At 59.4% G+C, this 10,907-nt stretch carries 15 protein-coding genes; 5 read left to right on the forward strand and 10 right to left on the reverse strand.

What is annotated here, in order from left to right:
- Window positions 1-33: 33 nt before the first annotated feature.
- Entirely contained in the window at window positions 34-1,470 is a 1,437-nt protein-coding gene (locus tag HMPREF2537_RS04810) for a TM0106 family RecB-like putative nuclease (protein WP_210383619.1), read from the reverse strand.
- A 76-nt stretch (window positions 1,471-1,546) separates the two neighbouring features.
- Here HMPREF2537_RS04810 and HMPREF2537_RS04815 point away from each other — a divergent pair, with 76 nt between their 5' ends.
- Both HMPREF2537_RS04815 and HMPREF2537_RS04820 read left to right on the forward strand, forming a co-directional pair.
- On the forward strand, window positions 1,547-2,179 hold the full coding sequence (locus HMPREF2537_RS04815; protein WP_010188469.1) for a DUF6474 family protein: 633 nt from the start codon (window positions 1,547-1,549) through the stop codon (window positions 2,177-2,179).
- Between the two features lie 105 nt (window positions 2,180-2,284).
- Window positions 2,285-2,602 carry a histone-like nucleoid-structuring protein Lsr2 gene (locus tag HMPREF2537_RS04820; RefSeq protein ID WP_010188467.1) on the forward strand — a complete coding sequence of 106 codons (318 nt, stop codon included), beginning with the start codon at window positions 2,285-2,287 and terminating at the stop codon, window positions 2,600-2,602.
- Here the strand turns inward: HMPREF2537_RS04820 and HMPREF2537_RS04825 are convergent.
- Together HMPREF2537_RS04825 and HMPREF2537_RS04830 are read right to left on the reverse strand one after the other, a co-directional pair.
- On the reverse strand, window positions 2,599-3,237 hold the full coding sequence (locus HMPREF2537_RS04825; RefSeq protein WP_010188464.1) for a LuxR C-terminal-related transcriptional regulator: 639 nt from the start codon (window positions 3,235-3,237) through the stop codon (window positions 2,599-2,601). The genes HMPREF2537_RS04820 and HMPREF2537_RS04825 overlap by 4 nt on opposite strands.
- Before the next feature lie 36 nt (window positions 3,238-3,273).
- Window positions 3,274-4,446 carry a sensor histidine kinase gene (locus HMPREF2537_RS04830; RefSeq protein ID WP_070525970.1) on the reverse strand — a complete coding sequence of 391 codons (1,173 nt, stop codon included), beginning with the start codon at window positions 4,444-4,446 and terminating at the stop codon, window positions 3,274-3,276.
- Between HMPREF2537_RS04830 and HMPREF2537_RS04835 the strand changes: the two genes are divergently transcribed.
- Window positions 4,445-4,999 carry a DUF2020 domain-containing protein gene (locus tag HMPREF2537_RS04835; protein ID WP_070525972.1) on the forward strand — a complete coding sequence of 185 codons (555 nt, stop codon included), beginning with the start codon at window positions 4,445-4,447 and terminating at the stop codon, window positions 4,997-4,999. The two genes, HMPREF2537_RS04830 and HMPREF2537_RS04835, sit on opposite strands and share 2 nt — an antisense overlap.
- 36 nt (window positions 5,000-5,035) lie before the next feature.
- On the opposite strand, the gene HMPREF2537_RS12785 is transcribed toward HMPREF2537_RS04835, so the two are convergent.
- Entirely contained in the window at window positions 5,036-5,188 is a 153-nt protein-coding gene (locus HMPREF2537_RS12785) for a hypothetical protein (RefSeq protein WP_168162400.1), read from the reverse strand.
- Complete coding sequence (locus HMPREF2537_RS04840) at window positions 5,188-5,946, reverse strand: class E sortase (RefSeq protein WP_070525974.1); 759 nt, start codon at window positions 5,944-5,946, stop codon at window positions 5,188-5,190. The genes HMPREF2537_RS12785 and HMPREF2537_RS04840 overlap by 1 nt, the downstream gene beginning before the upstream one ends.
- A 65-nt stretch (window positions 5,947-6,011) precedes the next feature.
- Between HMPREF2537_RS04840 and yidC the strand changes: the two genes are divergently transcribed.
- Window positions 6,012-6,998 (forward strand): membrane protein insertase YidC, encoded by a 987-nt coding sequence (gene yidC / locus HMPREF2537_RS04845; protein ID WP_070525976.1) that lies wholly within the window; start codon window positions 6,012-6,014, stop codon window positions 6,996-6,998.
- Here the strand turns inward: yidC and HMPREF2537_RS04850 are convergent.
- From HMPREF2537_RS04850 to HMPREF2537_RS12790, 4 genes are all read right to left on the reverse strand, one after another.
- Entirely contained in the window at window positions 6,955-7,563 is a 609-nt protein-coding gene (locus tag HMPREF2537_RS04850; protein ID WP_070525979.1) for a TetR/AcrR family transcriptional regulator, read from the reverse strand. The genes yidC and HMPREF2537_RS04850 overlap by 44 nt on opposite strands.
- A 68-nt stretch (window positions 7,564-7,631) precedes the next feature.
- Window positions 7,632-7,892 carry a GlsB/YeaQ/YmgE family stress response membrane protein gene (locus HMPREF2537_RS04855; RefSeq protein WP_010188457.1) on the reverse strand — a complete coding sequence of 87 codons (261 nt, stop codon included), beginning with the start codon at window positions 7,890-7,892 and terminating at the stop codon, window positions 7,632-7,634.
- 138 nt (window positions 7,893-8,030) lie between these two features.
- Window positions 8,031-8,927, reverse strand: coding sequence for a universal stress protein (locus HMPREF2537_RS04860; RefSeq protein ID WP_070525981.1), 897 nt, complete (start codon window positions 8,925-8,927; stop codon window positions 8,031-8,033).
- Between the two features lie 46 nt (window positions 8,928-8,973).
- Complete coding sequence (locus HMPREF2537_RS12790) at window positions 8,974-9,114, reverse strand: hypothetical protein (RefSeq protein WP_010188455.1); 141 nt, start codon at window positions 9,112-9,114, stop codon at window positions 8,974-8,976.
- Between HMPREF2537_RS12790 and HMPREF2537_RS04865 the strand changes: the two genes are divergently transcribed.
- Window positions 9,050-10,102 carry a pseudouridine synthase gene (locus HMPREF2537_RS04865; protein ID WP_083298970.1) on the forward strand — a complete coding sequence of 351 codons (1,053 nt, stop codon included), beginning with the start codon at window positions 9,050-9,052 and terminating at the stop codon, window positions 10,100-10,102. The genes HMPREF2537_RS12790 and HMPREF2537_RS04865 overlap by 65 nt on opposite strands.
- Before the next feature lie 34 nt (window positions 10,103-10,136).
- On the opposite strand, the gene HMPREF2537_RS04870 is transcribed toward HMPREF2537_RS04865, so the two are convergent.
- On the reverse strand, window positions 10,137-10,907 hold a 771-nt coding region (locus HMPREF2537_RS04870; protein ID WP_246820243.1), incomplete at its 5' end, for a hypothetical protein.

Consider the following 10,907-nt stretch of genomic DNA (forward strand, 5'->3'; position numbering starts at 1 on the left):
GGGGGTGTGCAAACAGGAGATAAGGCGGGCCTGCTAGGGCTCGAGGGGTAATACTCCCGGCGCGTCATCGGACATCCACTCTCGGACGGCGTGGGTAGCGCGCACATCGCCCGCGTTATAGCGCAGAATCTGTGCACGCGCGTCTGTGTCACCGGCAAGTGCGGCGCGGCGGGCATTAACGGATTCCTCGCCGTCAAACTCTTCCGGCCATTCGAAGCCCGCAACCGGTGCCACGGTCTTCAGACCCAGCCCCGCAGTACCGGCGAAACTGCGCCTGACGTGGACGAACATATCTACCCATTCTTCCGAGGAGATGAACTCTTCCACCTCCTGCAGGTTCGGTGTAGAAAAGCGCTGGGCGGATCTGCGCATCCAATGGTTCTCACCGTGGGCGGAGTAGCAGTAGGCTGCGAAGGTCTTTCCAGCCGCATGTGCCTCAGCACGCACCCCCATGAGCCACTCCCAGAACTCGGCAAAATTTTCCGCCTCCGCGCGGCCACCGAGCGGTTCCCATGTAACGAATGAATGGTACTCACCGTCCAGGAGCGCACCCCAGAGGTATGCGCCTTGATCCAGGTAGGCCTCCATGTCGACATCAACTTCGACATCCGCTCGGGGAACACTAACCCGTTCGCGGCGCAACAGTGGGATGTCTTCGCGCCAGGCAGCGGCGAGGGCGGAGGGGGCGCCGAGAGAGGCGTCGATAAGCCCTTGCACCGTCGTGATGCCACGCTCGCGGTAGGGGTTAGCGCGGTCGCCCGGCAGGAAGAGGGAGATATCATCGCGGGCTTCGAGCTCCTCCTGACACAAGGGCCAGAAGCGGCAGGAAGCGCACTCTTTGACGCGGCGCGGCTCAGTGGGAAGTGGCTGCGCCAATGCCTCATCAATAGCGAACCGCGAGGTATCCGTGACAAAAGCTTGGCTACGGTCCTGGCCAATCGCCGCGCCCCTGCCAGAGTTCAGGCCCACTTCCTCCAAACCCCGCGCGGCCAAGGCTAAGCGGTAGCCGTCGACGGCATGGTGTCGAATTTTGTATTTCGCCGGGAGCGGCTCACTCAACCCCAAGCGGTGGGTGGGAACAACCAGCGTGCGCGATCCCTCGTGCGGGCGGGCCACGCGGTGATCGGAGACGATGACAGGACTGTATTTATCCCCGTCACGCACGAGGAGCTCCACACGCACCATCCATTCGGAGGTCGAAAAGACCGCGTTCGTAATGTGCGTATAGCCGCGAACAAGTGCTTCCAGCGTGGCAAGCGCCCGCTCGAAATCATCCCCCTCCAGGTCGATCCGGCGGAACCGGCCCGGCCCCTTTTTGGGGAGGCGGCTAAGTGCAGCATCAATGGCCGCGGCGTGGCGCTCCGCCCGGGCTTGGCTCACCGCGGTGCGTGGGATCTCAGGATGCGCGCGGCGCTGCACTAAGCGATAACGGCAGCCCACAAGATCCGTGGCAACGAGCACATCCTTCACAGCAGGTGAGCTTAGTAGACCACCTTGCTAGAGTTGTAGCGAGACCCTAAAGATAGCTAAATAAAAGGACGTTTCAATGGGCATTATGAAGAAGATCCGCAAGGCCCGCCGTGAGGCCCGCGCTGAGATCAAGGCCGCTAAGACCCGCGCAAAGGCAGAGGTCAAGGCTGCGGATAAGGCCAAGCACCGCCAACAAAAGCTGTTGGCTAGGCAAGAGAAGGCGCTTATCAAGTCTGAGGAAAAGGGCCTGAAGAATCGCCGCAAGCACGAGTACAAAATGGCCAAGAAGGAACTCGAACGCATTAAGCAGGGCCGTTTTAATAAGAACAACGTCAAGCGTTATGCCGGCGCCCTGCGTACCGCAGCACCTCTTCTTTTGCCCCTGCTTTACCGCGGCATCACCGCTGCCCAGCGCGAGGTGGAGAAGAAGCGCGCGCAGAAGGCCGGAGTCAGCGCTGAGCAGCTAGCGTCCTTCTCCGGTCACGGCGCGCCGCTCAAGGCCCGCACGGCTGGCATCCGCAACTCCCTCAAGGACGCGCAGCTTCCCGCTGGCTTCAAGCGCGACGTCAAGGAGCGCCTCAACGAGCTTGACTCCGCGATTGACAATGCCGAGTACATGACCGACCAACAGCGTCAGCGCGCGCACCGCTCCATCTCCGGAGAGATCGACTCGCTGAACGAGGAAATCCAGTCCAAGCTGCGCGCTTAGCCTTGTGGCGCGCACGCTCTTACCTCCAGGCCGCACTTACCTTCCCCCGGGCGGGGAGGGCAGCCGTCGCGGCGCATCATCATTGTTAAGCCAGAATGGAGATTCATGGCCCGCCGCGAAATCACTCAATTCTTTGACGATATCGATAACAAGCCCCTCAGCGAGGAAGAGCTGATCGTCATCCGCTTTAGCGTTGACGGTAAGGACTATCTCCTCGACGTGTCCCAGGACAACGCCGACAAGTTCCACGCGGCACTGGAACCCTTCGTGAAAGCTGCCCGCCACCCCGTCAAAAAGGACACCCGCCGCTATAAGCCGGCCGATGTCCGCGTGTGGGCTGCCAAGCACGGCTATCAGGTAGCTGAGCGCGGAAAGATCCCCAACGATGTCATCTTGGCGTACCGCAACGCCAACAACCTTTAAAGAACGCCCTGCTCGCGGGCAGCAGCCACGGCGGAGGTGCGGGAGCGCACGCCCAATTTATCGTAAATATGGACTAGGTGGGACTTCACCGTCGCCTCTGACAACATCAGCTCCACACCGATCTCACGGTTGGAGGATCCTGCCGCCACCAGCTTCAATACTTCAAGCTCGCGCGGGGTAAGGGAGGTGCGCGGGGTGCGCACGCGGGTCATCAGCTTATCGGCCACCACGGGCGAGAGTGCCGAATCTCCTTCGGCCGCCGAGCGTACCGCCGCGAGCAACTCGACCGGTGGCGCATCCTTCAGCAGGTAGCCCACCGCTCCAGCCTCGATCGCTCCAAGGATATCCGCGTCGGTGTCATAGTTGGTCACCACGAGTACCTTGGGGGGATTCTCCATGGAGTAGCGGATGGCAGCGGTTGCCTCCGCGCCACCCATCACGCGCGTGCCTTCGATGCCCGCACCAAAACGCAGGTCCATGAGGAGGACGTCGATGCCGCCCGCCTGCGCCGCGGACACAGCAGCTTCAGCCGTAGCTACCTCGCCCACTACCTCGATATCCTCTGCCCCCTCGAGCACCGAGCGTAGACCTAGGCGTACGATCTCGTGGTCGTCGGCAAGCAAGACCCTAATCACGGGCTTCCTCCTCATTGGTACAGTGTGGACAATTTCCTAATCTACATCGTTATCTAAGGGCACACTAACTGAGACCGCCGTGCCGCCGCCTGGCGTGGATTCAATCACGACTTCGCCGCCGAGCTCCTCTGCGCGCCTGCGCATCGCCGATAGACCAATATGGCCCAAACCCGCCGGCTTATTCTCCACCGCCGCGACGTCAAAGCCCTGGCCGTTATCCACCACGTCCACGCGCACCTCATCCGGCGCATAGGTCACGGTGACCCGCGCCTTGCTGGCATGGGCATGCTTGACGACGTTCCCCATCGCCCCCTGCACAATCCGCAGCAACGCCGCTTCCACCTTCATGGGCAACTGCTGCGTATCGCCCTCAACGTCCACAGACACGTCGACCCCACCGGTTGCCGCGAAGTTATCCGCCATCCGCGTCATGGCAGCTCCCAGGGAAGTTTCCGATAGTGCCGCCGGCTGAAGTGCCGCAATCATGGCGCGCGCTTCATGAAGGTTATCCGCTGCGGTGCGCCGCGCGAGCTCAATGCGCTCTTGTGCTTTGGGAATATCTTCTTGGTCGAGGTCACGGTCAGCGGCATGCAGCAGCATCTGGATGGAGGACAGGCCCTGCGCCAGGGTGTCGTGGATTTCGTGGGCGATGCGCTGGCGCTCTGCCGTCATTCCGGCCGTGCGCTCAGACTCCACGAGTTGCGAACGGGTCTTCACCAATTCTTGGTTCATACGGCTCAGCGCGCGGAAGGCGTAGGTAATCGCGATTGTCACCAGGGCCGATACCGCGGGGCCCATGATGCCGCCGAAGGACAGCCCACCCGGTATCTGCACCAGCACGGTCATCACCGTGGCCGCGATAACGCAGATGACACCGGGGATCATCTCCAGCACGTAGAGGTAGACAAAGTACAGGGAAAACACCAGGTAGATGGCCGCGGGCGCCACTGCCAAATCAGCGAGCCACAACACCGTGAGGATGACCATCCAGCCATAACGCGCGACGCGCGGAAGGACCTCCAAGTAAGCCGATCCCCCGAAGTAAACCACAGCAAAGGAAACCAGGAGCAGGAGGTTCAACACGCCCTGCCACAGCGGTAGGCGCACCGTGGTAAAAATCGCCACCACCAGCAGCGTCGCTGTCAGGACGTGAATACCATTGCGCAGGGCATCCGATTCAACTGAGCGCTGGTCTAATGTGGACGTCATGCGCCACAGCCTACTTCCCTCGTTTGCCGCCTGCCTGATCGGTATCGGCTTAGCCACCGTGGGGTGCTCGGAGGCTCAGGACCTCACCAACAGCGCCCACACCACCAGCCCCGCGCCAGAACTCAACGCAGGCGACGGCCTGCCCGCGGACGCTACCGCCGAGGTCAGCGACTGGGAAGACTGCCCTTACTTGGATACCCAGTGGGTCGCCGATACGAATGGGCAAAGGATGACACGGTGGGGCGTCGACAAGCGCTTTAGCACCCCCGCCTGCGTGTTCTGGTCCTACCCTGAGGACCCACAAGCCACCGTCCTGGTGCGGCAGATGCCCAGCGTGGAGGAGGCCCGGGCGGTCGTGGATTGGGCTGCACCGGTGGAGGACACGGAGCTCGCCGAATTCGATGGGTGGTCAGGCGGACGCGGTGTCTTTGAGGATCACACGGTCTTTGCTGTGCAGAAGGAGAACCATGCCGTGGTGGTGTGGTCGAATCAGCTGCAGACCCTCAAGCCCCAGCTCATAGCGCAGGAAGCGATCAACCGCTTAGGTCTATAAAGACCTAAGCACGTAAACACCTAAACGGTAAAAGGCCTAAACGGCGACGTCGTTATAGGGCATCTGCGCCGCTACCCAGGGGAAAATAACCTCCATGAGCAGGAAGAAAACCCCCGCGGCAAGAGCCAGCGCCAACAACGCCTTCACCGCGGTGGGGCCAGGCAACAAGTTCCAGAGTGCGCGATACATTAGTTCTCCTCCAAGACGGCGGGGCGGTCATTGTCATCTGAGCCGGGTGCTTTAGCTTCCCGGTCGGTCTCCATCGCGTGAATGATCATGCGCTCCGCATTGGAAAACTGCGGGTGGCAGGTGGTGAGGGTGAGTAGGGATTCGCTGGGCTCAACCCCCTCCGCACCGGGGATGGGCTGGAGCACGCTGACATCGCCCGGCAGCGTGATATGGCGGCCCTGCACCGGCTGGTACTCCGGTTTGGCCTGTTGCTCTGGGCTAAAACAGTCGCCCGGGACACCATCAATGGGCAAAACACGGTAGGTGATCCACTCCGTTTCGGTTTCGATGACGATGGCATCACAGGTGTCCAGGTTTCCCAGATCATTAAAAGGAGCGCCCTTGCCCACGCGGTGCCCAGCTACAGCAAAGTTTCCCGGCTCACCGGGCATCTGCGTCTCCGTGTAGCGGCCGGGTCCACGCAATAGGTCATCCTCGTTGGTACCTTCCAGGACCGCGAAAGCGAAATCCGAGCCAAAGGCCGGTATGTAGAGGCGCGCGAAGGCCTCACCAAGCTTCGGGGCGTGACCCCCTCCACGCGGGTTGTGCCATTCTTCCTCAAGCGTCTCATTGGCTTGGTCCTGCATCTGGCCAGACTTAATGTTGGTCCAATAGGACTCATAGAAAGCGAAAAGCAGCAACAGCACGCCGGCCGTCAGCATAAGCTCACCGATGACGGTACCTACGGTCGGTCGAGTGCGTGCAGTGGGGTGAGGCATACCAGCATCTTAGCTTCCCTGTAATGTGTAGATGCTCCACCACCCTGCAGGAAAAGGAAAAGGCGATGATCAGCATCTTCATGTACCCGGTCTCCGGAATCATGAAACTTTGGAACCTACTATTTGCTTCTTTCCTGGACGGTTCGATGGCGTGGATTCTCACCATCGTCTTCTTGGTACTCACAGTCCGCGGAATCATCGCCCCGCTCAATTGGCTCTCGGTAAAACAAGGCCGCATTGGCGCTCTCATACGCCCGGAGATGACCAAGCTCGACGAACAGCTCAACCAGGCTGATTCGGTCGAAGAAGCCGTTACTATCCTGACCCAGCAGCGTGAGCTCAATAAACGCTTTCAGCACAACCCTGCGGTGGGATGCTTTCCCATATTTCTCATCACTCCGGCCTTCATCGGGCTCTACCAAGTGGTGCTTAGGGTTTCCGGTTCCACGAATGAACCAGTAGGAATGCTCACGCTTGACGACGTCTCCTCATTCCGCAACTCCACAGTTTTTGGGGTCCCCCTGACCGATTTCGCTCGCGAACATCACGACTTGATCCTGCCGATGCTTCTGGCGGCGCTCGTGTTTACATCCCTCAACACCCTGATCACGCTCTACCGCAGCTACCTCACCACGCGTTTCGATCAGAAAATACCGCGCCGCCTGCTATGGTTCATGGCACTCATGGTGATTCTGATCCCTTGGATGTTGTGGTCAGTGGCCTGGAACGGCCCCATCCCCGTGACAATCATCTTCTACTGGGGCTGCACCTATCTCTTTACCCTGCTACAGACCTTGGTGTATGAATTCATCCTGCGCCGCCGTTATCCTCTACCAGAAGCTGTCCACGAACTACGGCGCGAGAGCATTCGACGCTGGCGGGATAAGGAAGAGAAAAAAGAGAAGAAGGCCGCTAAACGGCGCCTTAAGGAAGACCCCAAACACAAGGAAGAAGTGGCTGCTGCCCGCAAACGCCACTCAGCGATTGTGGCGGAGGCACGAAAGATTCTTAAATCGAATAATCGGCCGGAGGCGCCGACAGAAGCTGAATAGCCAGCTGCTTCGCGGTAACGAGCGGGGCAACGTCGCGGGTCAGGCGCGCGCCGGCCAGGCCACCATCAAGGAAGATAAGAATCTGGCTCGCCTGCTCCTCTGAGGGGTAGCCATTCTTAGTGTTAAGCAGCGCCGTGATGGTGGAATGAATCCACGTGCGGTGCTCTACGCAAGCAGACACAATGCCCCGCTCGGCGTCTGTCTCTGGGCGTGGGTATTCGCCAGCCGCGTTAAGGAAGTGCGATCCGCGAAACTCCATGGCTGGCTGCTCTTCGATGGCCTTGTCAAAGAAAGCCAAGATCTTGCTCTCTGGGTCGGTGGCGTCCTCGGTGCGTTTTTGCCAATCCGCGCGGTACTCCTCGTCAAGGGCCTCGACGTATGCGATAACGAGGGCATCCTTGGAGCCGAAAAGAGAATAGAGCGAAGCCTTTGCCACATCTGCCTCGCGCAGAATGCGGTCGATTCCGATGACGCGAATACCTTCGGTGGTAAAGAGCCGCGTGGCGGATTCGAGTAGTCGGCTACGCGGACTCGGGCGATTGCGTCGCGACTTCTTTTCGGCCATTTCTTCTCCTTACATGACAAAACCGGTTCATCTATACAATATAGACAAACCGGTATGTATGCGAATTATTATTTCTTGCGGCCCGTAATGGCTCCCACAATCCACAGCAGGATACAAGCGCCGACGGTCGCAGTGATAATCATCAAGAACCAGCTATCACCAACGCTCTTGTTAAAGAGCGCCAGCAAACCGCCACCAATGAGGCCGCCGATAACACCAACGATGAGGTTAGTGAACAGCCCCTGGTCACGCTTCATAATCTTCTCTGCGAGCCAACCCGCAATGATGCCAACAACAATCGAACCAAAGAAACCGAGACCAAGTCCCATGTCACTCACTCCTTCTCTAAACAGTAAATAGCTTCTATCTACGTACCCCCACCGTACGCGTTAAAACACCAAAACGACCCGGGCCCACCATATATCCAATAGATGGGTCCGAATCGTTATAGCGGGGTTATGCGATGGTTACTCCGAGTCCGGACGTACCACCATCATCGGGCACGGTGCGGACTGCAGCAGCGCGCGGGAGGTGGAGCCAAGCAGCATGCCCTTGAAGCCACCACGGCCGTGGGAACCGACAACCAGCAGCTGTGCACCTTCGGAAGCCTCGGACAGCGCACGGACCGGGCGGTCACGGGCGATAACCTTCTTGACCTGAACATCCGGATACTTCTCCTGGAACTCAGCCAGGCGCTCAGTCAGCAGCTCTGCCTGCTCCTTCTCCACCTCAGCCCACTCAGCCTGTGCGGCGGAGAGGCCGGCCAGGGAAGCCTGCACCTGCATATCCATCCACGTGTGAACGGCAATCAGCTCTGCGCCACGGGCATCCGCTTCCTTGAAGGCGTAATCCGTCGCCTTCTGGGATACCTCGGATCCATCGACGCCGATGACGACAGGACCATACTTGGTGGACTCCGTGACGTGGTTATCCTCACGGACTACGACCACCGGGCATGAGGCGTGGGAGACCACGGAGGCAGAAACCGAGCCCATGACCATTCCAGAAAGACCACCCATACCGCGAGAACCCATCACAATCATGGTGACGTCCTTGGACATCTCCAACAGCATGTCGATCGGGGAACCCTCGGCCACGGTGTGACCAATCTTCAGATCCGGGGCAACCTTGTGGGCCTCGGCGCGGGCCTCCTCGATCTTCTGCAAGGTTTCCGCCTGGAGGTCATCAAAAAGCTCCTTCGGCGGGACCATGCCTTCGGCGTAGAGGAACTGCGGCATCGTATAACTCGATGCGATACGCAGTGGGATACCCCGCTTCACCGCAGTGTTGGCAGCCCAGCGGACGGCGTTCTTCGACGCTTCCGAACCATCGACGGCTACGACGACAATGTCTTCCTTTGCCATGACCTTTCCTTTCGAAGTGCTTACACTTCCAGTCTAATACCTATTACTAGACCTGTGGGGTGGTCGCAGCATCTGCGTTGGCAGGGAAAAGAAGATTGTAGGCGGCCACGACAATGTCACGAATCACGGCACCGATACCATTGGAAAAGAAATCGATGACGGGCGCGAGAATAGAGTTGAAATCCATGGAAAAAAGAATATCGCAAAAAAGGCGTGGCGCAACACCACTTCCTATCCGCGATGGGCTAAACCCTACCCACGCTCGCGTGCCCGACGGACCAATCACCGCGTGGGACTTCGTACACAATCTCATCACCACGCAGCGCCATCGTCATCCCGAGGACAACGAGGCCGCTCTTCAGACACGATTCGACGCCAACGAAGTTGTGCGCCAAGATGGTTCCCCTCTTCGCCCCGACAGCATCCTCGCCACCAACGCGGTGGTGTACTTCTATCGCATACCCGCTCCTGAGCAACCCGTCCCTTACGGCATCCCAATCCTGCACGAAGACGAGCACCTCCTGGTCGTCGACAAGCCGCCCTTCATGGCCACGATGCCTCGCGCCCGCCACATCACGGAGACTGCCACCGTCCGCCTGCGTCGGGAGACCGGGAACAACGACCTCTCGCCTGCGCACCGTCTAGACCGTCTCACCTCCGGCCTCCTCGTCTTCACCAAGGACCGCTCTGTTCGGGGCGCCTACCAAACGCTGTTCGCCGAGCGCCGCGTCACCAAAACTTACGAGGCCATCGCCCCGCTTGCCGACGTCTCCCCCGGCACCATCTGGCGCTCCCGCATGGAGAAGACCCCGGGGGAGCTACAAGGGCGCATCGTCGAGGGCGAGGTCAACGCCATCACCGAAGTAGCCGCCGTGGAACCGGTAGATAAGAACCCCTACGAAATGCTGCATGGGTCGCTTCCTGCGTTGGCGCGATACACGCTCAAACCACATACCGGAAAGACCCATCAGCTCCGCCTACACATGCTTCAGGCAGGCATCCCCATTATTGGTGATCCCATATACCCGGTGATTTTCCCGGCAGAGGCCGAAGACATGCGGATTCCCATGCATCTGACGGCAACACGCATTTCCTTTGTCGATCCTTTAACAGGACGGCCCCGAGAATTCTCCTCTCAACTACCACTTGAATCCCACCATTTTTTGAGCCCGTAATTAGGAACCTTTAACCACCGTTAAGGGCTTCGTCTCACCTTTCGAAGGCCGGAAGCTCGCTTTCATTTCCAAGGGCACGCCCGGCCGCCTCCCACCAGGTGCCCGTGTCCCGCGCGCCCTTCCAGCCGGCAACGTAGGCCACCACCAACCCTGCGAGCGGAATGACGACAGCGCCAATCGAACTGAACAGAGACGCCACGAAATCAATCACATGGTCAATCTGGAAGAACTCAAACACCATGCCGTAGAACTCACCCCGGCTATGCATGTCCGGAACACGCTTAGCCACGGGGTCAATCACTGGTTCTAGGCGGTCACGAATCGCCGGCCCGAAAAACAAAAGAACGAAGGACAGCGCCGCCAATGCGAACTTCCTGCTGACTTCCCACGCGCCCGCGCGATGGGGATGTGTGGCTAATTCAACGCGCCTCTGCCGTACTGACTCGTTGCCAACAGGAAGCAAGTCGATCCGCTTAAAGCCATCACGGAGTCTTACCCGCGCCGCACGACTACCGGGCTCAAGGACATCTACAGTCTTGCCCGCGAAGAAGTGGCTCAGGCCGTCCTCTTCCCACCCTGACGCCGCGTTCTCCCTGAAGACCAACGAATGATCAACGTCCTTCACGCGCGAAACGACCTGCCCCTCACGTATAAGACATGCAGCCGGCACCTTATCCATCAATCCACGGGGTATGGAACACTGTGCAACCCGCGACCGAATCTCGTCCGAAGTAGAAAGGCTTAAAGTGTCGTCTAAATCTGTTAAAGCAGAAACGGGGCCTGACCCCCGGAAAGTAGACACGTC

This window comes from Corynebacterium sp. HMSC074E01, from assembly GCF_001808885.1.
In the GTDB taxonomy this organism is placed as follows: domain Bacteria; phylum Actinomycetota; class Actinomycetes; order Mycobacteriales; family Mycobacteriaceae; genus Corynebacterium.